The sequence below is a fragment of the Phaeobacter sp. JH20_34 genome (assembly GCF_048056095.1).
In the GTDB taxonomy this organism is placed as follows: domain Bacteria; phylum Pseudomonadota; class Alphaproteobacteria; order Rhodobacterales; family Rhodobacteraceae; genus Phaeobacter; species Phaeobacter bryozoorum.
Window position 1 is genome coordinate 1 of record NZ_JAYMWT010000001.1, and the last position, 25,830, is coordinate 25,830.

The 25,830-nt window shown below is 59.9% G+C and carries 25 protein-coding genes; 11 read left to right on the plus strand and 14 right to left on the minus strand.

What is annotated here, in order from left to right; all coding sequences use genetic code 11:
- Positions 1-93: 93 nt before the first annotated feature.
- The 4 genes from xylF to VWZ81_RS00020 all read left to right on the plus strand — a co-directional run bounded on the left by xylF (position 94) and on the right by VWZ81_RS00020 (position 3,869).
- Positions 94-1,119, plus strand: a complete 1,026-nt coding sequence (gene xylF, locus VWZ81_RS00005) for a D-xylose ABC transporter substrate-binding protein (RefSeq protein WP_340547579.1) — start codon at positions 94-96, stop codon at positions 1,117-1,119.
- Positions 1,120-1,236: 117 nt separating this feature from the next.
- Positions 1,237-2,538 (plus strand): sugar ABC transporter permease, encoded by a 1,302-nt coding sequence (locus VWZ81_RS00010; protein WP_340547580.1) that lies wholly within the window; start codon positions 1,237-1,239, stop codon positions 2,536-2,538.
- The gene (locus VWZ81_RS00015; RefSeq protein WP_416535398.1) at positions 2,535-3,317 is read left to right on the plus strand and encodes an ATP-binding cassette domain-containing protein; all 783 of its coding nucleotides are present in this window, start codon (positions 2,535-2,537) and stop codon (positions 3,315-3,317) included. The genes VWZ81_RS00010 and VWZ81_RS00015 overlap by 4 nt, the downstream gene beginning before the upstream one ends.
- A gap of 123 nt (positions 3,318-3,440) precedes the next feature.
- Positions 3,441-3,869 carry a MerR family transcriptional regulator gene (locus VWZ81_RS00020; protein WP_416541685.1) on the plus strand — a complete coding sequence of 143 codons (429 nt, stop codon included), beginning with the start codon at positions 3,441-3,443 and terminating at the stop codon, positions 3,867-3,869.
- Here VWZ81_RS00020 and VWZ81_RS00025 read toward each other — a convergent pair whose 3' ends face one another.
- The 5 genes from VWZ81_RS00025 to VWZ81_RS00045 form a co-directional block, all read right to left on the minus strand.
- Entirely contained in the window at positions 3,870-4,238 is a 369-nt protein-coding gene (locus VWZ81_RS00025) for a type II toxin-antitoxin system RelE/ParE family toxin (RefSeq protein WP_416535400.1), read from the minus strand.
- The gene (locus VWZ81_RS00030; RefSeq protein ID WP_416541686.1) at positions 4,222-4,497 is read right to left on the minus strand and encodes a ribbon-helix-helix domain-containing protein; all 276 of its coding nucleotides are present in this window, start codon (positions 4,495-4,497) and stop codon (positions 4,222-4,224) included. The genes VWZ81_RS00025 and VWZ81_RS00030 overlap by 17 nt, the downstream gene beginning before the upstream one ends.
- Positions 4,498-4,538: 41 nt before the next feature.
- A complete protein-coding gene (locus tag VWZ81_RS00035; RefSeq protein ID WP_416541687.1) occupies positions 4,539-5,261 on the minus strand; it encodes a tryptophan-rich sensory protein in 723 nt (240 codons plus the stop codon).
- Positions 5,262-5,337: 76 nt separating this feature from the next.
- Positions 5,338-6,894 carry a cisplatin damage response ATP-dependent DNA ligase gene (locus VWZ81_RS00040; RefSeq protein WP_416541688.1) on the minus strand — a complete coding sequence of 519 codons (1,557 nt, stop codon included), beginning with the start codon at positions 6,892-6,894 and terminating at the stop codon, positions 5,338-5,340.
- Positions 6,894-7,907, minus strand: a complete 1,014-nt coding sequence (locus VWZ81_RS00045; protein ID WP_416541689.1) for a ligase-associated DNA damage response exonuclease — start codon at positions 7,905-7,907, stop codon at positions 6,894-6,896. Before VWZ81_RS00045 ends, VWZ81_RS00040 begins: the two co-directional genes overlap by 1 nt.
- A 203-nt stretch (positions 7,908-8,110) precedes the next feature.
- Here VWZ81_RS00045 and VWZ81_RS00050 point away from each other — a divergent pair, with 203 nt between their 5' ends.
- Positions 8,111-9,445 (plus strand): MATE family efflux transporter, encoded by a 1,335-nt coding sequence (locus tag VWZ81_RS00050; RefSeq protein ID WP_416541690.1) that lies wholly within the window; start codon positions 8,111-8,113, stop codon positions 9,443-9,445.
- 11 nt (positions 9,446-9,456) lie between these two features.
- On the opposite strand, the gene VWZ81_RS00055 is transcribed toward VWZ81_RS00050, so the two are convergent.
- Both VWZ81_RS00055 and VWZ81_RS00060 read right to left on the minus strand, forming a co-directional pair.
- Complete coding sequence (locus tag VWZ81_RS00055) at positions 9,457-10,434, minus strand: DNA topoisomerase IB (protein ID WP_416541691.1); 978 nt, start codon at positions 10,432-10,434, stop codon at positions 9,457-9,459.
- A gap of 76 nt (positions 10,435-10,510) precedes the next feature.
- Positions 10,511-11,890, minus strand: coding sequence for an NAD-dependent succinate-semialdehyde dehydrogenase (locus VWZ81_RS00060; RefSeq protein ID WP_416541692.1), 1,380 nt, complete (start codon positions 11,888-11,890; stop codon positions 10,511-10,513).
- 188 nt (positions 11,891-12,078) lie between these two features.
- On the opposite strand from VWZ81_RS00060, the gene VWZ81_RS00065 reads away from it, so the two are divergent.
- Positions 12,079-13,314 (plus strand): putative DNA modification/repair radical SAM protein, encoded by a 1,236-nt coding sequence (locus tag VWZ81_RS00065; protein ID WP_416541693.1) that lies wholly within the window; start codon positions 12,079-12,081, stop codon positions 13,312-13,314.
- Positions 13,314-14,762: a UdgX family uracil-DNA binding protein gene (locus tag VWZ81_RS00070; protein ID WP_416541694.1), complete on the plus strand. Its 1,449-nt coding sequence runs from the start codon at positions 13,314-13,316 to the stop codon at positions 14,760-14,762. The genes VWZ81_RS00065 and VWZ81_RS00070 overlap by 1 nt, the downstream gene beginning before the upstream one ends.
- On the opposite strand, the gene VWZ81_RS00075 is transcribed toward VWZ81_RS00070, so the two are convergent.
- The 4 genes from VWZ81_RS00075 to VWZ81_RS00090 are packed head-to-tail and all read right to left on the minus strand — an operon-like array spanning position 14,759 to position 19,260.
- Positions 14,759-14,992 carry a hypothetical protein gene (locus tag VWZ81_RS00075; protein WP_416541695.1) on the minus strand — a complete coding sequence of 78 codons (234 nt, stop codon included), beginning with the start codon at positions 14,990-14,992 and terminating at the stop codon, positions 14,759-14,761. The genes VWZ81_RS00070 and VWZ81_RS00075 overlap by 4 nt on opposite strands.
- Positions 14,993-15,042: 50 nt before the next feature.
- Positions 15,043-16,416, minus strand: coding sequence for a polysaccharide biosynthesis/export family protein (locus tag VWZ81_RS00080; RefSeq protein ID WP_416541696.1), 1,374 nt, complete (start codon positions 16,414-16,416; stop codon positions 15,043-15,045).
- 58 nt (positions 16,417-16,474) lie between these two features.
- Positions 16,475-17,134, minus strand: coding sequence for a YjbF family lipoprotein (locus tag VWZ81_RS00085; RefSeq protein ID WP_416541697.1), 660 nt, complete (start codon positions 17,132-17,134; stop codon positions 16,475-16,477).
- Positions 17,131-19,260: a YjbH domain-containing protein gene (locus tag VWZ81_RS00090; RefSeq protein WP_416541698.1), complete on the minus strand. Its 2,130-nt coding sequence runs from the start codon at positions 19,258-19,260 to the stop codon at positions 17,131-17,133. Before VWZ81_RS00090 ends, VWZ81_RS00085 begins: the two co-directional genes overlap by 4 nt.
- 127 nt (positions 19,261-19,387) lie before the next feature.
- On the opposite strand from VWZ81_RS00090, the gene VWZ81_RS00095 reads away from it, so the two are divergent.
- The 3 genes from VWZ81_RS00095 (at position 19,388) to VWZ81_RS00105 (ending at position 21,207) form a co-directional block, all read left to right on the plus strand.
- Positions 19,388-20,116, plus strand: coding sequence for a metallophosphoesterase (locus tag VWZ81_RS00095; RefSeq protein ID WP_416541814.1), 729 nt, complete (start codon positions 19,388-19,390; stop codon positions 20,114-20,116).
- A gap of 75 nt (positions 20,117-20,191) precedes the next feature.
- On the plus strand, positions 20,192-20,539 hold the full coding sequence (locus tag VWZ81_RS00100; protein WP_416535414.1) for a DUF3140 domain-containing protein: 348 nt from the start codon (positions 20,192-20,194) through the stop codon (positions 20,537-20,539).
- 14 nt (positions 20,540-20,553) lie between these two features.
- Entirely contained in the window at positions 20,554-21,207 is a 654-nt protein-coding gene (locus VWZ81_RS00105; protein ID WP_340547599.1) for an aspartate-semialdehyde dehydrogenase, read from the plus strand.
- 35 nt (positions 21,208-21,242) lie between these two features.
- Here VWZ81_RS00105 and VWZ81_RS00110 read toward each other — a convergent pair whose 3' ends face one another.
- Positions 21,243-22,292: a DUF418 domain-containing protein gene (locus tag VWZ81_RS00110; protein WP_416541699.1), complete on the minus strand. Its 1,050-nt coding sequence runs from the start codon at positions 22,290-22,292 to the stop codon at positions 21,243-21,245.
- 330 nt (positions 22,293-22,622) lie between these two features.
- Between VWZ81_RS00110 and VWZ81_RS00115 the strand changes: the two genes are divergently transcribed.
- Positions 22,623-23,702 (plus strand): calcium-binding protein, encoded by a 1,080-nt coding sequence (locus VWZ81_RS00115; protein ID WP_416541700.1) that lies wholly within the window; start codon positions 22,623-22,625, stop codon positions 23,700-23,702.
- Positions 23,703-23,789: 87 nt separating this feature from the next.
- Here the strand turns inward: VWZ81_RS00115 and VWZ81_RS00120 are convergent, their stop codons facing one another.
- Both VWZ81_RS00120 and VWZ81_RS00125 read right to left on the minus strand, forming a co-directional pair.
- The gene (locus VWZ81_RS00120) at positions 23,790-24,938 is read right to left on the minus strand and encodes a lytic murein transglycosylase (protein ID WP_416541701.1); all 1,149 of its coding nucleotides are present in this window, start codon (positions 24,936-24,938) and stop codon (positions 23,790-23,792) included.
- Positions 24,939-25,046: 108 nt separating this feature from the next.
- Entirely contained in the window at positions 25,047-25,814 is a 768-nt protein-coding gene (locus tag VWZ81_RS00125; RefSeq protein WP_416541702.1) for an ATP-dependent Clp protease proteolytic subunit, read from the minus strand.
- Positions 25,815-25,830 lie beyond the last annotated feature (16 nt).

The following is a 25,830-nucleotide window of genomic DNA, read 5'->3' on the forward strand; positions in this document are numbered from 1 at the left end:
AAAAAAAATAATGTTAGGGATATCAGGACGGGCATGTGGCGTGGGGGGACCCGATTGCCGCAGCAGCCCGCAACGATCCGAGGGAGGAAAACAATGAAATTCTTGAGTGGAGTCTCCGCACTTGCCTTTGCCGCCACCGCGAGCATGGCCCTTGCCGAAGATGTGACCGTTGGCGTCAGCTGGTCGAACTTCCAGGAAGAGCGCTGGAAAACCGACGAAGCGGCGATCAAGGCTGCGCTGGAAGCGAAAGGTGCGACCTATGTATCGGCAGATGCACAGTCGTCGTCGGCCAAGCAGCTTGCGGACATTGAAAGCCTGATTGCACAGGGCGTGGATGCGCTGATCGTTCTGGCCCAGGACGCTCAGGCGATTGGCCCGGCTGTTCAGGCGGCGGCGGACGAAGGCATCCCCGTTGTTGCCTATGATCGCCTGATTGAAGACAGCCGTGCCTTCTATCTCACTTTCGACAATGTCGAAGTGGGGCGGATGCAGGCCCGGGCCGTGCTTGAGGCCCAGCCGAGCGGCAACTATGTGATGATCAAGGGCTCGCCCACCGATCCCAACGCGGATTTCCTGCGCGGTGGCCAGCAAGAGGTCATTCAGGCGGCAATCGATAGCGGCGATATCAAGATCGTTGGCGAAGCCTATACCGATGGCTGGCTGCCGGCCAACGCTCAGCGCAATATGGAACAGATCCTGACCGCCAATGACAACAAGGTCGATGCCGTTGTTGCCTCCAATGACGGCACCGCCGGTGGTGTTGTCGCCGCGCTGACCGCGCAGGGCATGGAAGGTATCGCGGTGTCCGGCCAGGATGGCGACCACGCTGCGCTGAACCGTGTTGCCAAAGGCACGCAGACCGTTTCCGTCTGGAAAGACGCTCGTGATCTGGGCAAGGCCGCCGCTGAAATCGCGGTCGAAATGGCTGAAGGCGCTGCCATGGGTGATGTCGCGGGCGGTGCCGCCTGGACGTCCCCAGCGGGCACCGAGCTGACGGCGCGGTTCCTGGAGCCGATCCCGGTGACCGCTGACAACCTGTCGGTTGTTGTCGATGCCGGCTGGATCACCAAGGAGGCGCTGTGCCAGGGTGTGACCAACGGTCCTGCGCCCTGCAACTAAGCAGCTGCTGAGAGTTTCTCGGCTACTTCTTTCTAAACCGGCGCGCGCCCTCAGAGGGTCCCGATTGGATCGGGCGCGCGTCCCCCTTTCACTACCGCTGATCACTGGAGTTCGGATATGACCGAAACCACGTCTCAGCCGATCCCCGAACAAAACAAGCGTGGCCTGTTCCAGCAATTGGAACTGGACGTCCGCCTATTGGGAATGATCGGTGCCTTTGTCATCTTGTGCATTGGATTCAACATCCTGACGGATGGGCGTTTCTTGACGCCGCGCAATATTTTCAACCTCACCATCCAGACGGTCTCTGTGGCGATCATGGCCACGGGCATGGTCTTTGTGATCGTGACACGCCACATCGACCTGAGCGTCGGTGCGTTGCTGGCGACCTGCTCGGCCGTGATGGCTGTCGTGCAGACCGATGTGCTACCGGATATGCTGGGGCTTGGACTCAACCACCCGGCAACCTGGATCATAACCGTGGTGGTTGGCCTGACGATCGGCACCCTTATCGGGGCTTTTCAGGGATGGATGGTAGGTTTCCTGACCATTCCCGCCTTTATCGTGACCCTGGGTGGTTTTCTGGTGTGGCGTAACGTTGCCTGGTATCTGACCGACGGGCAGACCATTGGCCCGCTTGACAGCAGGTTCCTGATCTTCGGGGGCACCTCGGGCACGCTGGGCACCACGCTCAGCTGGGCTGTCGGAATCGTAGCCACGGCTCTGGCGTTGGTTGCCCTGTGGAACAGCCGCCGCGGCAAACAAGGCCATGGTTTCCCGGTGAAACCCGCCTGGGCGGAAGCGGTGATTGCAGGTGCGATTGCGGCGTCGATCCTTGGCTTTGTGGCCGTGCTGAATGCCTATCAGATCCCGGCGCGCCGTCTGGCGCGAATGATGGAAGCAGAAGGCGAAACCATGCCTGAGGGGCTGGTTGTTGGTTATGGCTTGCCAATCTCGGTGCTGATCCTGATTGCAACTGCCGTGATTATGACGATTATCGCCCGCCGCACCCGGTTTGGCCGCTATATCTTTGCCACCGGTGGCAACCCGGATGCCGCCGAGCTGTCCGGCATCAACACCCGTCTGCTGACGGTCAAGATCTTTGCCCTGATGGGATTTCTCTGTGCGCTTTCAGCGGTTGTGGCCTCGGCCCGTCTTGCCAATCACTCCAATGATATCGGGACTTTGGATGAGTTGCGCGTTATTGCGGCGGCCGTGATTGGCGGCACTGCACTGTCCGGTGGGTTTGGCACGATTTATGGCGCCATCCTTGGGGCGTTGATTATGCAGAGCCTGCAGTCGGGGATGGCCATGGTCGGTGTCGACGCACCGTTCCAGAACATCGTCGTGGGCACCGTGCTGGTTGCAGCCGTCTGGATCGATATTCTTTACCGCAAACGCGTGGGGGCCCGGATATGAGCACTGCAAAAGAGTTGCGCGCCGCAGGCGCCACGCCGCTGGTCGAGATGAAAGATATTTCGATCTCCTTTGGCGGGATCAAGGCTGTGGATCACGTCAGCGTTGATCTCTATCCCGGCGAAGTTGTTGGATTGCTCGGCCATAATGGTGCCGGGAAATCCACCTTGATCAAAGTGCTGTCGGGTGCCTACCAGATGGATTCCGGCGAAATCCGGGTCAATGGCGATAAGGTTGAGATCACCAATCCGCGTGATGCGCGGTCGCATAACATCGAGACGATCTATCAGACATTGGCGCTGGCGGATAATCTGGATGCGGCCTCCAACCTGTTCCTGGGTCGCGAGCTGGTTACCCCGTTTGGTCTGGTGGACGATTCCGCCATGGAGGCCGAATGTCGCAAGATCATGAACCGGTTGAACCCGAATTTTCAAAAATTCTCGGAACCGGTTTCGGCTCTCTCGGGCGGTCAGCGTCAGTCGGTTGCCATCGCGCGGGCGGTCTATTTCAACGCCAAGATCCTGATCATGGATGAACCGACTGCCGCCCTTGGGCCGCATGAAACGCAGATGGTTGCCGAGTTGATCCAGCAGCTGAAGGCGCAGGGTATCGGTATTTTCCTCATTGATCACGATGTGAATGCGGTGATGGAGCTTTGCGACCGGGCTTCGGTCATGAAGAACGGCCAGCTGGTTGGCACCGTCGATATTGATGATGTCACCGATGATGACCTGCTGAGCATGATCATTCTGGGCAAGCGGCCCGGCGAAGCGGCGGCCTAAGTCGCGACGTCGGTAATATCGGTCTGGAAGGGGCTGCCATTGGTGGCCCCTTTTCCATATCAGAATGGTTGCCCAGCCTATCGCAAAAACCTACATAAGATGTAGATTTTAGAAGGGTGATAGATGCTGACAATTGGGACATTGGGCAAGCGGACAGGCACGAAGGTGCAGACCATTCGCTACTACGAAGAGATTGGCCTTATGCCGGAGGCGGGGCGCACAGCAGGCGGGCAGCGTCGCTATGGCGAGAGTGATCTGGACCGGCTTTCGTTCATCCGTCACGGGCGACAACTTGGCTTTGGTCTGGAGGCAATCCGGGAGTTACTGAACCTCGCGGATCATCCGGGTCAGTCCTGTTCTCATGCAGATTCCATTGCGCAGAGACAGCTGAAAGACGTCGCTGATCGGATTGCCCGGCTGGAGGCCTTGCAGACTGAATTACAGCGCATGATCCGTGAGTGTGCCGGGGGAACCGTTGCCGAGTGCCGGGTGCTGGAGGTTTTGCGGGATCATTCCGAGTGCCTGACAAATCATGATCAGATTGGTGCCTGATCAGGGCATCGGGTTCGTTTGCTCGTGGCCGAGCGCACGGAGCAACATCCGGCGTTGATGATCCTGACCCCCAAAGAACACCGCCAATACGCGTAGCTGCTGTTCGGCTTCGTTCAGGTCGAAATAGAGGATGGCGCGCCCCTTTGTCACGCTGCGCAGTCCCGGAGCGATATCGCTGCGCAGGGTGCCCTGGTGCGGGGCGTTGCCCAGTGCCTCAATGGCCGCGTCAATCTCGTTCAGGCGGGCGGCTGCCCTGCTGAATGCGGTGTCCGGATCCTCGCCAAAGCCAATTGCCGCATCAAAGAGAAAGTCGAATATGGCGTCAAGATCCTGATCAATCGCCTCGGCGCGATCAACCCGAAAGACCATGTTCTGCCAGTTTGCGCGCCAGAAGATCGGCGGTCCTTCGACGCCCCTCAGTACCGCTGACAAAAGAGCCGTCGCGGCGCTCGGCGATCAATGCACGCAGGGCGGATGTCTCGGCGCGGCGGGCTTCCGTTTCTTCGCGTAGCAATTCCAGACCCTGCTGCAACACCGCGCTGAGGCTTGCATATCGCCCTTCTGCCACCAATGTGCGGGCAAAGTCGTCCTGTGCTTCGGTCAGGGAGATGGAGGCTTTTACACTCATTTGCGCACCTGAGGCTCTTGTGGGTGATTATGGAGATTATACTACTCAGTAGTATTCATCAACCCGGCACCGGACAGGCCGCGCAGTGCAAGAGCGATCCAGCCGAGACCTGCCAAAGCAATAATGAGCCAATTATCGCTTCCCCATTGGTTAATGATAATCCCGCCGATGGCCCAGCAGATTGCGACGGTGTAAGTCCAGGCTGAGGGGCTGTCTGCCTGGACCAAAAGCCCGACCGCCAGCGCCGCCGTCAGGCAGATTACGCCCGCCAATTGCGGGTTCATCAACCCATATCCTGGAAGAATGATACTGATGGATACCGCCGATGCTGCGGTCAGCCATCCGGCATAGAGCCCTACAGGACCGCGTTTCCAGACCCGTTTGTTGCGGCCTGCGCGGCGCATAGCCAGGATCGCGGTAACTGTCATCGCGATGATCAGGATTGTGGCTAGGATGGGTGAGCTGTTCGCAACCCAAAGCCAGCACACCCCGATGGCCAGGCTGATAGAGAGGGGTTTTCGCATCTCATGCCATGTTGAGCCCTCCGGCGCGCGAAACGCGCCAAATCCGGCTCCAACGATCAGCCAGATGTAGATCACGATCCAGATTGAAAAGGCCGGACCGATGGGTTGAATGACCGGGTCGGGCTGTGGATAGGGCAGTTGATCAGCTGTATAGCCGGTGAACGGGTCGGTTATCAGCGGCGCGGCGGCAAAGGCTAGGGCAAGGGCCAGTGTAAGATAGGCCATGGACTGCTTGCTCATGATATCGAACTCGCTTTCGTATGTAGGCGCCAACTGAGGGCGGCATCTGTGGCTATTCCGATTTGCTTATCTAGTCTTAAAGAAAGCTCCGAAGCTCCTCCAATGTTCCCGCTTCTAACGCTGGTTTATCGGTCCGAATGCGATTGATACGGGGAAACCGCATGGCCAGACCACTTTTGTGACGGCTGGATTCATTTAGACCTTCAAAGGCCACTTCCAGGACCAATTCGGGCTTCACCGCGCGGACTGGGCCGAACCGGTCCGTCGTGTTGTTGCGCACGAAGCGGTCCAGTTCCTTCAGCTCGGAATCGGTGAACCCGAAATAGGCTTTGCCGACGGGCACCAGCTTATCGCCGTCCCAGACGCCGAAGGTGAAATCGGAATAGTAGCCTGAGCGTTTGCCGTGGCCGCGCTGCGCATAGAGCATGACGGCATCGACCAGCATAGGATCGCGTTTCCATTTGAACCAGTTTCCGCGTTTGCGCCCCGCGATGTAGGCGCTGTCGCGCCGTTTGATCATGACGCCTTCGATTACGCCTTCGGGTGGGTTGGCGCGAAGAACTGCCAGATCCTCCCATGTGCCAAAGGTGAGCGGGTGAGAGATGTCGATACGCGGATCGTTCAGGTCCGCAACACAGCGATGCAGCCGGGCCTGGCGTTCATCCAATGTCCAAGATCGCAGATCTTCACCCTCCCAGAACAGCAGGTCATAGGCGCGCAGCGCGGCGGGATGGCTTGCCAGCATGGTTTTGCCCACCTTCTTGCGACCAAGCCGTTTCTGTAAATCACCAAAGGGCGCGATGATGGTGTCGCGCTTAACCAGCAATTCGCCATCGAGCGTGCCGTTGAAGTTCAGCGCTTCAATGACGTCGGGAAAAGCGCCTGAGATATCCTCTCCGGTGCGTGAATAGAGCCGCCGGGTGCCGCCGTCATTCACGGCCTGCACGCGGATACCGTCCCATTTCCATTCTGCAATGAAGTCGCCGGGAGAGAGGCTGGAAAGGTCGTTCAGATCTGTACCTGTGGACAGCATAACCGGTCGGAACGGCGCGGCGGCAAGGCTTTTTGGTTTGTCACCCCCTTCGAGCCAGGAAAACAGTGGCAGGTAGGGCGGCCTCAGCCCATGCCAGAGCTCCTCGATTTCCGCGACATCGACCTCGCCATATCGTGCCAGGGCGTTGCGGGCCAGTCGGGCGGACACGCCAACGCGCAGCCCGCCGGTGGCCAGCTTCAGGTAGGCATAGCGCTGCGACGGTGTCATCTGCGACAGGCGGCGGATGATCAGTGCCGGAAGCTGGGCCTTTGCGGTTTCGGACAGCTCCGTCACCGCCTCGGTCAAGGACAGATATGCCTCGCCGTCTGAGCGCGGCCAGATCAGGGCGACGGTCTCCGCCAGATCGCCCACGAAATCATAGGAGAGGCGGAACAGTTCTGGGTCAGTCTCTTGCGCCACCAGACCGCGCAACAGCGAAGGCGTCACATTGCGGAGTGATAGATCACCCGTAATCGCTGCGAGCGCATATCCGCGTTCAGGGTCCGGCATGGCTTGAAAGGCATGGAGCAGATGCGCCGTCTTACCGTTGCGAGACGGGGTAAAGGCGAGCTGCTCCAGAAGGTCTGCGAAGGCTTGCATCAATCTGCCTCTTCCTCATAGCCGACCAGCCGCAGGGGACGGGCGGCAATCTGGTTCAGCTCACACCAGCGAACCAAAGCATCCTCGCGGCCATGGGTCACCCAGACCTGTTTCGGGGCGAGTTCCCTGATGGTTCGGGTGAGATCCGGCCAGTCGACATGGTCGCTCAGTATCAATGGCAGCTCCACGCCGCGCTGCCGCGCGCGGGCGCGGACCTGCATCCAGCCACTGGCAAAGCAGATCACCGGATCAGGAAACCGCTGCGCCCAGGCCGCGGCAAAGGCCGAAGGAGGGCCGAGGATTATCTGCCCCTTAAAGGCGGCCTTGCCCTCCTTGGTGGTGGCCGGGCGCAATTCGCCGAGATCAATGCCCTGGGCGATGTGGTAGTCGCACAGGCGCTGAAGTGAGCCATGGATATAGATCGGCCGATCCCAGCCTGCCTGGCGCAACAACGCGATGACACGCTGTGCTTTGCCGAGCGCATAGGCACCCACAAGATGGCATCGCTCCGGCTGAGCAGCAACGGAGCGGAGCAGTTTTTCGATCTCGGACCGGGGGTCCGGGTGATTGAACACTGGCAGCCCAAAGGTGGCTTCGGTCACGAAAACATCGCATGGCGCGAGCTGAAACGGTGCACAGGCAGGGTTATCGACCCGCGCGTAGTCGCCGGAGACGGTAATGGCCGTGTTGCCGTCCTGCACGGTAATTTGACAGGAGCCAAGGACATGGCCGGCCGGTGTGAATGTCGCGCCGACACCCGCGATCGTCGTGCGATCATCGACTGGAACCGATGTGTCGCAAAACGCGTCGCCATAGCGGATCGCCATGATGTCCAATGTCTGCGGGCTGGCCCAGACCGTGCCATGCCCCGCGCGGGCATGGTCAGCATGGCCGTGAGTGATCAGCGCGCGGGGCACCGGGCGGACCGGATCAATGTAGAAATCACCAGCAGGACAATAAAGCCCATCGGGGCGCGGATGCAGCAGCTCTTCCGGTAGGCGTGGTGCATTCACGGCGCAGGATCCTTCATATTACTTCTAGGCGGTGTTCCAGGAAAGTTAAGCCAAACAGGGGTTTGGGCAAGGGGAGACCGTGCCGACGCTGGCGAGCCGACGTCTTGCCATCCAGTGTGGAACCATCAAGAGGCTCAGGCGTTTTGCCCGCTATGGCGCAGTTTCCTGCGCTGCCGCTATTACCCAACCCGAGGAGAAGGCCCGTGGCGCAGAAGGATTTAACACAGGGCACTGTTTCGCGCGCTCTTGCTGCGGTCTCCGCTCCAATGTCCTTGGGGATTTTGGGCGTGTTGAGCGTTGGACTGGCAGACGCGTATTTCCTCGGGCAGCTGGGGGAGGCTCCGCTGGCGGCCGTCGGGTTCATTTACCCGGTGACCACGGCGGTGACGTCTTTGTCCATCGGCCTGTCCGCTGGAGCCAATGCGGCGATTTCCCAGAGCCTGGGCCGGGGCGACAGCGAGGCAGAGACCAACAGGCTCTCGGTGCATGCGATTGTTCTGGGTATGGTTGTGGCGGTGCTGGTCGCCATCCTGTTTTATCTAGGTGCCGCCTCGCTGTTCTCTCTCATGGGAGCAGGGGGCGCCGTGCTGGAGGAGGCGCAATCCTATGTGCCATTCTGGGCCCTGTCGTTTCCTTTTCTGGTCGGCATGGCGCTGTTGAATGCGGTGTTTCGGGCCCATGGCGACGGGGCAACCTCGGCGGTGATCATGCTGGTTGCTGCGGTGCTCAATATCGCGCTGGACCCGATCCTTATCTACGGGCTCGGTTCTTTGCCTGAGATGTCCACGGCGGGCGCGGCGCTTGCGACGGCTCTGGCGCGCGTCCTGACCTTGGTGGGAGCCTTCACTTATGCGCTGCGGATTGGCGTTATTCGTCCTCCGCAGGAATTCGCCGATGGCATTGTCGGCTCAATACGCGAAGTCGTCAGGGTCGGACTGCCGGCGGCCTTCTCCAATGCGATCAACCCCGCCGGTATGGCGATGGTCACCGCAGCTGCTGCCACGCTGGGCGATACGGTTGTGGCTGGGCTGGGGGCGGCTCAGCGTGTGCAGTCGGTCGCGCTGGTACCCTTGCTGGCCCTTTCTGCGGGCATCGGACCGGTCGTCGGTCAGAACTGGGGTGCAGATGAACGGGATCGTGCGCGGCTGGCGGTCTGGCGGTCCTGGCAATTCTGTATCGGTTACGGCTTGGCTGTCGCGCTTCTCCTGACGGTTCTGGCGCCTTCAATCGCCGGGCTGATCGCCTCGGACGAGGGAGCGGCGCAGAAGACCGCGCAATATCTCCGCGTCGTCAGCTGGAGTTTTCTGGGCTACGGTGTCCTGGTGACAGCAAATGCCGCGATGAATGCCCGGTCCAAGGCGCTCTGGTCCATGGGGCTGAGCTTGATGCGGATCTTTGCTGTCTATGTGCCGCTGGCCTGGCTGGGGGTCTGGCTGTTCGGCTATGCCGGAATTCTGGGCGCTGCGGTCATTGCGAATCTGGCGGCTGTGGCGGGCGCTTATTATGTCGGCCGCAAGACGGGGCTGGTGGGTCAGTGAGGGCAGCCCGATCAGTTTGTCGTCAGTAGTTCGAGTAGTTTGCCTTCACCCATGCGAAGTCCGTCGATACTATGCCGGGTGAGCGATTTGAGCCGTGCGGTGCGCGTGTCGTCGGGCAGTTCGGCCAATGCGATGACCTTTGGGTGAATGTAGCTGTTGCGCGCCATGGTCGGTGTATTGTGCAGCCGCTCCGCCGCTGCCTCCGCCATGGCTGAAATCGTGAGCCTGGGGGCATGCAGCGCCGTGCGAAAGGCTGCATGGGTACCGTTCCAAGTGCGCAGCGTTTTGGCGGAGATGCCGTCACCGCAGAGGTTGGTCAGAACCTCCTGTACCTGCTCTGACCGGACGGCGCGTGCGCTGCCGCCATCATCAAGCCAAGAGATGAGTTCGCGTCCGGGCAGGTCCTGTGAACGCTCCAATATGCGTTGCAGGGCCGCGCCCCGGATCGACTTCTCAACTGTCTTGCCGCCTTTTGCGGTATAGCGCAGATGTATCGACTGACCGGAGAACTCGATGTGCCGTTGGCGCAGGGTCGTGGCGCCGTAACTGCCGTTGTCCTCTGTGTACTGCGGGTTCCCAATCCTGAGTGAGCCGCGATCCATCAGGGCAAGGACAGCAGCGACCGCCGTTTCCTCCTCGCCTATGGTGCCGCTTAGCCTGTCGCTGATCCACCTGCGCAACTGCGGCAGGCTCTCGGCGAAACTGACCAAATTGTCGAATTTCTGTTCTGCCCGCAACAACTGCCACGCGGGATGGTAGCGATATTGCTTGCGATTGCGCGCGTCGCGCCCGGTGGCCTGCAGGTGACCATTTGCCAATGGGCAGAGCCAGACATCCGTATAAGCAGGGGGCACGCCAAGCCCGTTGAGCCGGTCCACTTCGGTACGGTCCCCGATGTGGCTGCCATCAGGCATATGATAGGAAAACCCGCGACCGCGACGTCGGCGCGAGATCCCGGGCTGATCATCCTTGCAATAGACCAGTTTCATCAGGTCGATCCACGTTTGGCGGGACTGCGGACCCGCAATGTGCGGGCCGCCCGTCGTGCAGGCGGCCCGAGTGGCGTCAGCTCATCACCATGACGGATTTTACATTCACAAATTCCTTCATGCCAAAGCCTCCATGTTCGCGGCCATAGCCGGAGTCCTTGACGCCGCCGAAAGGCATGTTGGGGATTGCCAGGCCAAATCCGTTGATGAAGATCATGCCGGTGTCGAAATGATCGCGGGCGAGGGCAATCGCCTTGTCGGTATCTTTGGTCATGATGCCACCGCCGAGACCAAATCGGCTGTCGTTGGCAATGCGCATCGCATCCTCTGCGTCCTTGGCGCGGATCAATGCGGCCACCGGGCCGAAGAGCTCGTCGTCATAGGCAGGCTGGCCCGGGGTCACGTTTTCCAGAACGGTCGCCGGATAGTAGAAACCTTTGCCCTCTGGCATTTCGCCGCCGCAGAGGATCTTGGCACCGCCTGCGACACTGTCCTTGACCTGCTGATGGAGGTCATCGCGCAGATCTTTCCGTGCCATCGGTCCAATGTCGGCATCGTCACCCATCGGGTCGCCCGGGGTCACGTCTTTCATGGCGGCAACATAGGCGTCGCGGAATTCATCGTAAATTGCGTCGACGACGACGAAGCGCTTGGCAGCAATACAGGTTTCGCCATTGTTATAGGTCCGCCCCTGCACGCAGGTCTGGACAGCTGCGTCGATGTCCGCATCTTCCAGGACGATGTAGGCATCGTTGGATCCCAGTTCCAGCACGGTCTTTTTCACCGCTTCGGCCGCCTTTGCGCCCACTTTGCGGCCGGCGCCATCGCTGCCGGTCAGTGTCACGCCGCGCACCAGGTTGTGGCTGATCAGGGCGTCCGACTGATCGTGGGAAATCACCAGAGCCTGGAACAGGTCCTTTGGCAGGCCCGCGCTTTCGTAGATCTCCTGCAGCATCTGGCCCGAGCCGGTTACGTTGGAGGCGTGTTTCAGAAGTACGCCGTTACCGGCGATCAAGCTCGCGATTGAGTAGCGCACCACCTGGTAGGCTGGAAAATTCCAGGGCTGGATGCCGTAGACGACACCAATGGGGGAATAGAAGATATGCCCTGTCTTGCCACGTTGGATATCGCGCTCTTCGGGGGCGAATGCCGAGGGGGCCTCTCCTGCACTGTAGTCGCAGATGGCCGAGCAGAGCTCGACTTCCTGATGGCTCTGTTTCAGCAGCTTGCCCATTTCTTTTGTCATCAGTTCGGCAAGCTCATCCTTGCGCTCACGCAGGGCGGCCCCGATGGCTTTGATGACCTTCGCGCGCGCTTCTACCGGGGTCTTGCGCCAGCTGAGAAAGGCCTCATGGCAGCTTTGTACTGCAGTTTCCATCGCCTCGTCGCTCAGCAGGGAATAGCTGTTGAGGGTTTCTCCAGTGGTTGGGTTCACGGTTTGAATGGTGTCGGACATGGTTGACCTTTCTCTCTGACGGCAGGAGGGGAGTTCTTTGCCTATGGCTTGCAAGATCAACGTGGCTTGGTGGTTTGGGTTCCCGTCAATCGCCAGGACGTGAGGTCGCGGTTGTCTTTTGCTGGTTTGACCTAAGGTGCGCTGCTGGTTGGATTGCCTTCTTTGAGGCGGGAACATATATAGAACATATGACTCGACAATCGCTGGATCAAAAGCTCGCTATCCTCAGCGACGCCGCAAAATATGATGCGTCCTGTGCGTCTTCGGGATCGACAAAACGTGACTCCCGCGATGGGAAGGGCTTGGGCTCGAATGAGGGTACGGGCATCTGCCATGCCTACACGCCGGATGGTCGCTGCATCAGCCTGCTGAAGATCCTGATGACCAACTTTTGCATTTACGACTGCACCTACTGCGTGAACCGGGTGTCGTCCAATGTGCCGCGCGCGCGGTTTTCTGTCGATGAGGTTGTAAAGCTGACGATAGAATTCTACCGACGCAACTATATAGAAGGTCTGTTTCTGTCCTCCGGTATCATCCGGTCCCCGGATGCGACGATGTCAGATATGGTGCAGATCGCGCGAAAGCTGCGGCATGAGGAGAATTTTCGCGGATATATTCATCTCAAGACCATTCCCGATGCTGCCCCTGAATTGATTGCCGAAGCTGGGCTTCTGGCGGATCGGCTGTCGATCAATGTCGAGATGCCAAGCGATGCCGCCGTGCGTGAACATGCGCCGGAGAAAGATCCCGGCCAGATCCGCAAGGCGATGGGAGACGTCCGGATGCGCGCTGATGCAGCCAGGGAGGCGAGCTATACGGGCAGGCGTCCGCCGCGATTTGCGCCCGCAGGTCAGTCGACGCAGATGATCATAGGGGCGGATGGGTCAAATGATGCGACGGTGCTGAGGCAATCGACCCGGCTTTATGCAAGCTACAAATTGAAGCGCGTGTATTATTCCGCGTTTTCGCCCATCCCCGACAGTTCGGCCAAGCTGCCGCTGATCTCGCCACCGTTGCAGCGTGAACACCGGCTGTATCAGGCCGATTGGCTGCTGCGGTTTTATGATTTTCAGCTCGATGAGATCACATCGGTCACGCCGGATGGAAATCTGGATTTGCAGGTCGATCCCAAGCTGGCCTGGGCGCTGGCACATCGCGAGATCTTTCCGGTGGATGTGAACCGGGCCAGCCGGGAACTGCTGCTGCGGGTTCCGGGGTTCGGGGTCAAAACGGTCACGCGGATGCTCAGCACGCGACGGCATCGGATGCTGCGATACGAAGATCTGGTTCGTATCGGGGCCTCGATGAAGAAGGCGCGTGCCTTTGTCGTTGCTGGCGGGTGGACACCGGGCGGTTTGACCGACAGCGCGGATTTGCGGGCCCGGTTTCTGCCGCCGCCGGAACAATTGGCCCTGTTTTGATGTATCATGCTGAGATGCCCCCGATCGGGACGGCAGAGGCCTGGCGTCGGGCGGCGCGAGGGTTTCTGGCGCAGAATATCCCACCTGACGCCATCCTGTGGAACAATGAATGCGCCGCGCCGGATCTATTCGCCTCAGAGGCGCGACCGCCTTCAGGCGGAGAGGTCCAGGTCCCGCGCAGCTTTGTTACCCTCGCCGATAAGGTTGTCTGGCATAGTGATCCAAACCGGTTTGCCCGGCTCTACCGGTTTCTCTGGCGCCTGCGCAGTGAACGCGGGTTGATGAGCGATCGGGCTGACGCGGATCTGGCGCGATTGCGCCAGATGGAAAAATCGGTGTCGCGCTGTCAGCACAAGATGAAGGCCTTTGTGCGGTTTCGGGAGTTGGGTGCCGCTGACGCGCCGCGCCGATCTTTTGCGGCGTGGTTTGAGCCGACACATCACACAGTGGAGCCGACCGCTACATTCTTTGCCCGCCGCTTTGCCGATATGGACTGGCGTATTCTGACACCTGACGTGTCGGCCATATTCGAGGGTGGGCAACTCAGGTTTGAACCGGGGCAGCCAAGGCCCGACCTGCCGGAGGATGCGAGCGAGGCGCTGTGGATCACTTATTTCCGCAATATATTCAATCCGGCACGGTTGAAGGTGCAGGCGATGCAATCGGAAATGCCCAAGAAGTATTGGCAGAACATGCCGGAGGCCGTCGCTATTCCTGACCTGATCGCCTCGGCCCCAGCGCGGGCGCGGGCGATGGCTGAGGCGGCGCCAACTCTGCCACCGTTGCGGGCTGTGCGGGTACAGGCCCGACTACCTGCGGCCAACCCTGTCTGGCAAGGAGCAGCTGGGGGTCTGCCGGAGGCCATCAACAGCTGCACGCGCTGCCCGCTCCACCGGTCGGCCACGCAGGCGGTGCCCGGTGAAGGGCCGACAGATGCCGCGTTGATGATCGTCGGCGAACAGCCCGGTGATCACGAGGATCTGGCAGGGCGTCCATTTGTTGGCCCCGCTGGGCAACTGTTCGACCAATTGGCCGCGGAGGCCGGCCTGCCGCGACAGGCAGCCTACGTCACCAATGCGGTCAAACATTTCAAATTCACGCCAAGAGGGCGCAGGCGGATACATCAGCGGCCCGATGGATCGGAGATCCAGCACTGCAAGATCTGGCTCCGGGCCGAGCTGGAACAGGTCCGGCCGCGGTTGGTCCTTGCGCTTGGTGCCACCGCGACGCAGGCTTTGTTGGGATCAGGTGCGGACATTCTGCGGCGGCGTGGCACCATCGAACATCGCGCCGACGGCACGCCGGTATTGATCACCTTGCATCCATCGTATCTGTTGCGGAGCCCAGATCCTGAGCAGCGCAGCCGTGACACCGAGAGCCTACGCGCGGACCTTCGCCTGGCTGCCGATTGGTTGCGCATGGATACGGTGAAGCATCGGCGCGACTAATCTGTACTGGTCGTGCTGGTCGAGCCGGAGGCCGCAAGTCCCGCCACCAGGGCAAGCCCCAGCAGGCCCATAGCAGGTGCGATCATTGGGGCAAACTGGCCCACGACCGGCTCAACGAGCAGCAGACATTCGTCCTCTTCCGCATCCCGTTCATCCTCGCACTCTAGCTGATCATCGTCCTCCTTAACGGTCTGAGCAGCACCGGGTGCCCCGAGCAAAGACAGGACCATCAAAGTGATGATCATGAGGCGGGTGACCGGTCCTGTCGATGTCAGGCCGGTCAATTGACTGCTGCCGCAACAGGTGTGGTGATCAGCGACGGGGTGATCTGGCGCAGGGTGCGACCCCATTTTGTGACCGGGTTTTCGGCCACAAAGATCACGTCATCGGGGCGCAGCTGAAATTTCGTCGCGAGTGTCAGATTGGCGGCGCTGCTGGCATTCAGATGCCAGGCGGTAACCGCGCCGAACTCGCGCGGATCGCTGGAGGCGCGCAGCACATAGACCTGCGAGACGTCACCGGTTTCGCGGGCTATTCCACCGCCCGCATCATAGAGTGCATCGGCCAGTGTGGCCTGACGCTCATACGGCAGGGGGTATCGTGTCTGATTGTCGACCTCCCCGGCCAGATAGACGTAATCGCGACCATTGGCACCCAGCGCCTCGCGGGCTTCGAAGGTGCTGCGTTGCTCGGCATTATCACTGCGGCGGAGGGTGATCGCGGTGTTCAGCTCGCTCAGCTCCTGTGCGCGGGCAGCCAGAGTTGTCTGCTTCAGGCGAATTTGCTGTTCAAAGAAGCGTTCGGCCCGGTTTAGGTTGAAGTCCGTGTCGACAAATACCGCATCGCCGGAGACAAGACGCGTGTTCTGCAGGTCGGGGCTGGCATAGAAATCCGTCAGCGGGATCTGGTAGAGGTCGCCGTCGCGGTAAATCCTCACCGAGCTGACATCAATATCTGGGACGGACACGCTGCCTGCGGCGGCAAGGGCTTCGCTGAGGTAGAGCGGCGTCAATGTGATCGGCAACACGCCAGGTTTGCCGACGGCACCGCCAACCGAAACGCGGCGTGAATTGAACTCGGCGATCTCAAGGCTGAATGTCGGATCGAATTGCGCTTCGACCAGTTTCTGAAACAGCAGCTCTTCGGCATCTTCGATGGTCAGCCCGCCGATGCGGATGCGACCGACGTCGGGTATGTTGACAGAGCCATCATCCTGCACGGTATAACCGTTGCGGCTGTTTTGCGCGGCAAGCAGGCCGGTGAGCTGCTCAAGCGTGTTGCGCGTGGACGGTGTCGCCAGCATCACGACATCACCAACCCCGATCTGATAGGGCATCTGCGGTACGGAAGGGGGGGGCTTCAGGGCGAGGCGTCGATTGCGCGCACCTTCCTGAGTTGAGGGTGCCTCAGGCAGGCGGCCCGCCCCGCGGCCAACCAGGCCCGCGCCGGTTCCCGCTGATCGTGCATAGGCATCCGGAAGGGATTGCGGCGCATAAGGCGCGCGGTTGGCCTGGATCACGGTTTCGCCATTCAGCGGAACCACACGCACCTGCGTGCCATCCCCGGCGCCGGGGATAACGTCAGAGCTGCGGTAGATGGTCGAGCATCCTGCCAGCGCAATCGTGGCGCAGCAGATCATAGAAATCAGGCGCAAGGTCTTTCCTCCGGTCGGGGTGGGGTAATGTTGGTCGGATGCGATAGGGGTGTGCGGATCATGGCGTTCCTCGCAGTCGCGTTGTCAAATTGCCGATAAACGGCCCGGTCCACTGGCGGCTTTGGATCAACCTGTTGTCTGATGACCGCAGCCAATAGAGGTTCAGGAACCGCTGCTCAGGGTTTTGGCAGTTTTCGACCATCAGACGGCTCGCAATCTGCTGGTCGCCAATGGTCAGGGTGCGGGGGCCGCGATCCTTGATTTCGCAGTGATATGTCCTGGTCTCAATCCGGTCGTTTCCGGTCAGATAGCTGTGAAAGCGCAGCGCCGGACCTTCTGCATGTGCAAAAATCCGTCCACGGGATTGATCCTGTTCAACGGCCATAAGACCGATACCGAAGCCACGGGTTGCGTGCAGCAGCCCCCGGTCGGTTTGCAGGCTGGCGCCGTCCGAGGACAGCCAGGTCACGAGACCCGCCCGCTCCGTCTCCCGAAGCATCACGCCGCTTCTTCCTGTCTGGAGAAAGCCAACCTGCATCTGTTGTGCGCCAGCCTCGGCCAGCTCCGCGACGCGAGGTGTGGCAGAGGAGAGACCGCCCTGCCGCAGCTGCTGAAGGGTCAGGATCTCACGCTCGTCATTTGTGCAGGCTGCGAGGATCAGGCAGCCAATCGCCGCGCTGCTGATGACCAGGTGGTGGAGCTGTCGGGTGACCGTCATCTGGAGTAACGCCCCCATTGTGCGGCAAGCGCGCGCCCACGGCTGTCGCGCACTTTTTCATAGAGACGTGTCTGCAGGTTGAGCCGCGCGCCGCCATCGCGCAGCACGGGGCGGATAACCTGCGTGATACTCTGCCGCGACGGTTTGCCGGTGAGCCAGGCAACGGGCACCTCAACACGGATGCCCTTGTCAAAGGAGCCTTCGCCGAAATCCTCGGAGGATGTATCGGTCAGCGTTGCAAAGGCCCCAACCTTGAAACCGTTGTTGAATTCACGGTCGATGGTGACGGTGGTGCCCCAGTCACCAGCCAGATACCGGCCCATATCGACCTGAACATGATAGTCGGCGCGCGTTTTGTAATAGACCGAGGCATGACCGGTCACGACGTCGTAGTCCTGAAATCCGAACTGGACGTCGAAATCGCGTTGCCGGACATAATTAAGCTCGGCTCCTAACGCCAGGCTGCTGCCAACGGGGAACCACAACACCTCTGCCGATATGCCGCCAAACATCTGCTCGAGATAGCCTGCAGTGACGCGCGCAAACAGATCCTGGTGCGGGCGCCAGACGTAATCGGCTGTCAGATGGCTGAGGCGCAGATCGGATTCCGACGCATAGCGGGCCCAGTCCGAGCGGACCCGCGGCAAGACCGAATTTGACGGGCGGGCGGAGGCGTCGAGATTGCCGATCACCGGTTGGCGCAGCTGTCCGGCAAAGGTCAGGCCGGGCGCAGGTTGATAGGCGGCTCGCAGTTCCGCCCCGACTTCGTAGCGCAGCGGCTCATCTGGATCAAAGAAAGACAGCTGCGTGTAAGGCCCGAAGCGATAGGTGAACCGAGGGAAGGCGTCGATGCCAGCGCTGTTGGGGATCGGCTCTGGGGCGTCTTCGATATCGGCACGGGCAAGGCTGCGCCAGGCGCCATCCAGATCGCCTTCCAGCTCGTAGAGGTCGTTCCGCTGCGTGGTGACGCGGGTCGTGGGCAGGCCGTTCTCGGCGAGCGTGACCTCAAACTGTTGCAGATGCGGAGGCAGGGTATTTGCCATAACGCGATTGGTCCGACCGACAGCCTGCGCGGAGGCGCCGTAGCGCATGTTCTCCACCGTGATCCGCGCTTGGCTGCCCACGCGTTCGAAGCCGAGCAGCCGGATGCCCTCGGACTCAAGCTGGGATTGCAGCACGCCGTAGAGCCGGGCAGGCTCGGCGGATCCGGTTTCGCCCTGGGCGAGGTTCCAGCTGGCCAGGGCGACCTGTTCTTCCGGTTTCAGCGCAGGCGCGGCGGCTCCCTGACCGCCGGGAGCAGCGGCGCGGCGCGGATCAAACGCATAGCTCAGCTGAACGGCGAGGGCCGATCCGTTGAGATAAGAGCCGCCCAAAGTGACTCCGTTGTCGAAGCGGTAGGATGCGCCGATGTTGACAGGTGAACGGATGTCATTCAGCCCACGTTGAGCTTCGGCTGAATAGGTGTCGGAGGAATATTCGGCGGTCAGCGACCAATGCGGAGTTACATCCCAGCGCAGACCGCCAAACAATGCGGCGTCGCCGCGGAACCAATTGCCAAAGTCCAGTTGTCCGGTTGTGGATATGCCGCCGGCGTTTGAATCTTGTCGTGTATCAAACCGCCCATCGAGTGCTGTGAGTGGATTGCGCTGCCCGCCGCGCCCGGCAAGCCGACCCCAGCCAATCCCGCCGGTGACGGTCAGATCGGGAGTGACATGTTTTGTGGCCACGAGGTATTCGCTGGCGTAGACGCCGGTCCCACCGAAATCCCGCAGGCCAAGGGCGATAGCCGGTCCCGCCGCTGTTTCATCGCGCAATTGAAAATGGATATCAAAGCTGCGGTCATACCGGCTAAGGTCGACGCCGGCGTCGAAACCGCGCAGAAAGCTATAGCGAAAACTGCCGTAGATATTCGGCAACATCTGAAACGTCAGGGTGTTGCGGCTGGTGTTCTCGAAGTTTGAGGTGGTCAGCGCGATGGTTCCGTCGGACAGAACCTCTGCGGTCGGAATATCGACCAATCCGGGCGTTCCATATGTCGATAGTGTCTGGGCCGGAGCCTGAATGGCACCCAGCGGGCCGCTGAGCGTACCCAGGCAGCCAATCATAAGAATTGCGTGTCCCCGCATTCCCACCCAGCCTCGTCGTGCCCACCTTTTTCGGCGGTGCTTCTTCACACTGCTCCCAACCCCGCCTAACACTAGACCAGCAGATTGGCCGGTTATGACAGCATCAGGCCCCCAGGGAGCAGCGATTATGTTCAAAAGTTTAATTACCGGAATTCGGCGAAAACCACAAGATTTTGCAGCTCTCAATCCAGAATTGCTTTTTTATGTTATCGGCGATGTTCACGGATGCGACGATCTGCTGGCCCGCCTTCTGGAGCGGCTTGATCCGGCGCTGCCTCTGGTCTGCCTGGGCGATTACATCGACCGCGGCGAACAGAGCGCCGCAGTTCTGCGCCGTCTCATGAACCGGCCGGATACAACTGCCCTGATGGGAAACCATGAAGCCATGCTGCTGGATTTTCTGATCGACCCGGTTGCACATGCCGCAATCTGGCTGCGCAATGGCGGGCTGCAAACGCTTGCGAGTTTTGGTGTCACCGGCATATCGGAGCATTCATCGGCCGCCAGTTTGGAGCAGGGAGCGGCTGCGCTGCGCGCAGCGATGGGTCCAGAGATGATCGCTTGGGTAGAGGGTCTGCCCACCTGTTGCCAATCCGGTAATATATTCATGGCCCATGCCGGTGCGGATCCGGGCGCTCCTGTGTCAGAACAATTCCGGCAACAGCTGCTATGGGGTTGCCCAGATGCCCGCAAGGGACGCCGCAAGGATGATATTTGGGTTGTTCATGGCCATTGGATCGTCACTGAGCCTACTGTTGCCGACGGTCGGATCGCCTTGGATACTGGTGCCTTCGCAACCGGGCGGCTGACAGCTGCTGAAATCGATCTCGGCACAGTCAGGTTTATCTCCACCTGAGGCGGGCTGTACCGGCCATCGGAACGAAACCAGCTCTTGCGCGTTTCTCATCGAGCGGATCTGGGAGAATGGGTCATGTCATCCAAAAGCAAAGCCGAAATCTGGGACCAGTGGAAAACAGCCGTCAATATGGCGCCTGCTGAATTGGAGCGCTGGCTGGAGACCGAAGAGAGCAAATCGGTTGGCGACAGTGACAACGGCGAGTCGACGGGACATGCGTCTGGACGTCGGATCGTCAAGATCAAACGCACGAACAAGGATGACCTGAGTCAGGAAGACTATGAACACATGGCTAAGGTTGTTGGCTATGTCAGACGACATTGCGCCCAGGGCGGACCCGAGGACGACATTGAAAACAGCCGGTGGCGATACTCGCTGATGAACTGGGGGCATGATCCGTTGAAATCCGATGGGTGTTCCTGACATAGGAGAGGCCAATGACCACAGCGAAGAAAAACGACCCTGAACTCTGGGAAGAAGTGAAAGAAGACCTCACCAAAAGCGGCAAGGGCGGCGAACCGGGGGAATGGTCGGCCCGCAAGGCACAGCTGGCCGTCCAGGAATACAAGCGCCGTGGTGGTACCTATGCCGAAGATGGTCCCGATCAGGAAGATACTGACCTCAATCAATGGAGCGAGGAGGACTGGGGGACCAAATCCGGGGCCGATAGCAGCGAGACCGGAGAGCGGTATCTGCCAAAAGAGGTGAGGATGATCCTGACCGAAAAAGAATACCGGCGCTCGACCCGAAAGAAGCAGAGCGATACCCGCGATGGCCAGGAACAATTCTCCGACCAACCAGAGGATGTGCAGGAGAAGGTAGCGCGTATCAAGGAAAGTGGCCCAACCTATGACATGCTCTATGAGCGGGCACAGGATCTTGATATCGCAGGTCGCTCGGATATGGACAAGGATGCCTTGATGATGGCGATCCGCAAGGCAACGGATGAGAACGGGCGCGCCAAGGGCAGCAAGGCTGCCTTGAACGCCCATACGAAGGCGGAGCTTTATGAACGGGCGCAGGATCAGGGGATCTCGGGGCGCTCCGACATGTCCAAAGCCGATCTGGTCGATGCGCTTGCCAAATCGTAGGCGCTGCTTCTGGCAGGCGTTGTTGGTGTCGTCGGCTACCCGGCCAATCTGCGCATAGCCATCTCGACCGGGCCATGTTTGGCGTAGCGTGACCAGAGATAAGCGTAAACCGTCGCGGCAGCGCAAAAAACAAGGGCTGCTGACACGGCCGTTTCGGGGGATTGGCCGCCCAATAGCCCCATCTCTTCCAGGATGCCCATACCGATCAGAATATGAGCCAGATAAAGCGTCAGTGTCTGGCGCCCAGCGGGCGCGAGCGCCTGCATCACGCCAATGCGGGTCAGAATTGGTGCAAGCAGGAGACAGCCACCGATCACCACACATGCAGTGGAAAGACCAGCAACCATATAGAGCGGCATAGGAGGAATTGGCAGTGTCGTCGCCAAATCGGCCAGGTCAGGGTCGACTTGGCGCAGGCTTTGGACGGCGATGGCGCTCGTCTTTTCAACTGCGGCGTAGGTGATGGCTCCGAAGAAGACCAGATAGATCTGGAACCGCCGGTTTTGCAGCGGCATTCTGGACAGAAGAACGCCAGCCAGGAGAAACGCCAGCCACGGCACGACGGGGTGCCAGCCGTTGAAAAACAAATGGCGCAGGAAACCACGGATCGTCCAGAGATCGGAATAGGAGAAGAGCTGCCAGTCCCAGCCGGTGTCGTAGTCCAGGACGAGGATCATTGCCGGAAACATCAGGATCAGCATCACGATGAGCCAGACGAGGCGCACTGTGGACGCACCGAGTAAGACCGCTCCGAAAAAGAAATATACCGCATAATAGTGCAGGATATCTGCCTCAAAGATCAGCATGTTCACCATCCCCAAGCTAAGCAGAAATGCAGCACGCTTTAACGTCGTCGCAGTGATGCTGGCGGTTGCTCTCCTTGCCGCCAGACCAAGCCCGACACCGGCAAGAACGACAAAGCAGGCCGCCGCGCGCCCTTCAAGCGCCGTACTGAGCAGCGCAACGAGGCCGCTGCCCCCCTCAGCCCCCATGGCAATCTTGAAATTCACGATGACCATTCCGACAAAGGCAAAATAGCGCGCAAGATCTAGGCCTTGCAGACGGGCGGTGGATGAAGGTTGCATTCCAAGTCCGTAATTGAATGAACGTACGTTCACTAACTGGGCCGTGCGAGCCAAGCTTTCAACCCCGGAAGGCAATTCTTCACTGATTAGCTCAGATGAGGTATCAGAATTGCTTCGCCCGGGATCGGTCACCACAGGCGGTAGGCCGGATAGATGCGATGCCCGAAAGGATACGATGAGCGCGATACGGGTGAAACGCGCGTATATCGATCCTTGACTAAAATTTTCGAGGCATCTTATCATGTGAACCATCGCGAACTTATGCTGAGTTTGCGATATATTGACCGGTTGGGGTCGCGTTTTTTTGCGATACTGGAGTGATGAGTAAAGATGCCGAACGCAGTATTGAATGATATTCTGGAACTGGAAGAGTGGCTCGAGTACGTTGGTGGTACGCTCGCCTATAGTGGTAATGCCGATTTGCTTGCAGCATTCAACGCAAGCAATGTGACGCAGCTGACTGTTGGAGAATTTCTGATTATCATCGACGCGGCCGAGCAGGCGATTTTGTCGATCAACTGGCAGGATCTGATCAATCAGATCGCGGAGCTGCTAAACACGCCATTTGTCTCTGACCAGCTTACGGCCGCAGAAAAACAGGCCATTCTTGACGCTGTGGCGATGATTGAACCCTCGGATATTACCGAGGGGTTTGACCTGTTGCGCGCCGAGTTTGCAGGCATCAATAGCGGGACTCTTGTTGTAGATGCTATGAATATCGCGGGCGGTGAAACGCCCGTTGGAACTGAAGCCGATGATATCCTCACCGGTACTATCGGCAGCGATGAGGTCGCTCTGTCGGCTGGCGATGATGTCTTCATCGCGGGGCAGGGAGATGTCGGTGACGACACTATCCGTGGCGGGTCTGGCGATGATACGATCAACGGAGGGTCCGGCCAGGATGTTCTATTCGGTGGTAGCGGAGCAGATCTGCTGCGCGGTGGTTGGGGGTCGGACCTGCTTAAGGGCGGACGTCAGGCGGATGTTCTGAACGGTGCGCAAGGCCATGATACGATATACGGTGAAGGCGGTGCCGACAGGCTGGATGGTGGATCGGGTAACGATCGGCTGGTAGGCGGTTCTGGCCATGATACCATATTGGGTGGAGCAGGTATCGATCGGTTGTTCGGCGGCAATGGAAACGATCTTTTGATCGGTGGCGCGCAAGCGGATTACTTCATTTTCCGTGGTAATTTTGGCGATGATACGGTCCGTGATTTTGCTGCGGGAAGTGATGCAGAAAAAATTGATCTGCGAGCTGTCGTCGAAATTTTGGATCTCTCGGATCTTCGTGACAACCATCTGACGCAGGACGGCAATAACGCCGTGATTGCGGATGGTCTTGGGAACACGATCACCCTTCTCGGGGTCGATATCGGCGACCTCGATGCCGGTGATTTTATATTCTGACAATATGCGGCTTCGGCGGTGCATCTACGTTCTGCCGCCGAAGCACATCCCGACTGGCTGCGCACATGCCTGCGAGCTGGCGATATCCTAACCCAAATCGCGCAGCAGTGCCTGGGATGGGGTGCCGTCCGCTGGCAGGCCGCGGCTGCGTTGGTAGGCACGAATGGCGTCTTCGCTGTTCGGTCCGATGACACCATCTGCACCGCCTGTGTCAAAGCCCTTTGCCGTGAGGCGCTTCTGCAGCTGGATGCGATCATCCTTGGTTAGACCATTGGCATCGGGCGGAAAGCTGCTGCGCAACGGCCCCGCACCGCCGATACGATCAGCGAGGTGGCCGACGCCAATCGCGTAGGCGTCAGAGTTGTTATAGCGCTTGATCGCGCGGAAGTTGCTGGTGACGGCAAATCTTGGACCGCCTGCCTGCGGCTGGATGATTGTGCCACTGGTTGGCGCAGAACCGACCACCTCCCGGCCCCAACGCTGACCCCGTGTCCAGCCGTTGCGGGCCAGATAGGTCGCTGTTGAGGCCAGAGCATCGCTGGGGTCATCCGACCAGATGTCGCGGCGGCCGTCGCCGGTGAAATCGACGGCAAAGGCCTGATAGGATGTGGGAATGAACTGTGTATGCCCCATGGCACCGGCCCAGCTGCCGGTCATGCGGGCTGCCGAGGTGTCACCATTCTGCAAGATTCTCAGGGCAGCGATCAGCTGTTTCTCAAAAAACGCTCCGCGCCGACCGTCGAATGCCAGGGTTGATGTTGCTGAGATGACCGGCACGTCGCCCCGGCGCTCTCCGAAGAAGCTCTCCAGACCCCAGATTGCGGCAATGATTTCGGCATCGACGCCATAGGTCTGCTCCAGCGCGTTGAGCGTATTGCGGTGGCGTGCATAGGCCGCGCGTCCTTTGCTCACCCGTTCGTCCGAGGCGGCAATCGAGAGATAGTCTTCGAGGCTGCGCTTGAACTCGGTCTGGTTGCGGTCGCGTTTGATGACACCTGGCAGATAGCCTGCGCTGCGAAAGGCGGTGCTGAGCGTGCTGTTGCTGATCCCTGAAGCCGCAGCGCGTTGGCGGAACTCTGCGACCCAGGCGTCGTAGGCTGCGTTTGGTACCGGGCGAAGATCGGCAGGCAGACCGCTGGCCCTGCCTGACGTCCCGCTACTGGTCGTGCCACCGCTGCAAGCCCCGAGGCCAAGCGCCATCAGTCCAATTCCGAAACCGCGTCGTGAAATGCTCATCTGCCTGCCTGCTGGTTATTCATTTGGGACAACACTAGCGGATCATCGACGCCCTGCAAGGTTTCGACGGCGATAATTTGCCAGCCCATCCGCTGGAAAAAGGCATGCCTACCCTTGGCTTTCAGGCTCGCTCGCGAGCCGGTAGGTCGCGCGCTCGGCGGTGGTCAGCAGATAGATTTCATCCCAAGGCGTCACCAGCGCATGGCGCATGATCAATGGATCCACCCCCATGTCCTGAAGGTACTCCATGACCTCGCCTTGGCCGCGCTGGATCTGCTCCACCGCGACAAACGCCGGGAGCACGGTGTTCTGCCCAAAATAGTGCTGATGTACACCGATCATCGCATCCGGATCAGCATGTCGCGTGACACCTGCGGCCAGAATATAGGGGCAGGCCGAGAGGCATATGTCGCTGGCGGTCATCACGGTGGCGATCTCGCGCGCACGCAATGCGCGACCGATTTCAAGCGCATCGTAAACTGACCCGCCGGGGCTGTTGAGGTAAGTCTCTGTCGGGAGGCGTTCCAGAGCGTCGAGATAGGCAACGACCCGTGCGGCGTCGCCTTCGGCGATCCGCCCTGTAAGTGTCAATACCGGCTCACCCTCCCATTCTGGGGTTGCGATGTCCAATCGGTCCGGCATGTCCCGGGTGTCGGGTAGCGGTCTGCTGCCCGGCGCTGGGGCGCGATCCGGCAGTTGATCGGGCGTATACCGCCGGGTTTGATCGCCCGGACCAATCGGTGCTGTCAGGGCGGGTGCCGATGATGGCCACGCCAGCTGCGGGACGATCTTTGCGAGATCTGTGCCCAGCAATACGGCAGCGAACCCAAATTGCGCCGCCAGCACCCAGCGCAGCACACGCCAGGTTTCCGGCAACCGTCTGCGCCTTGTC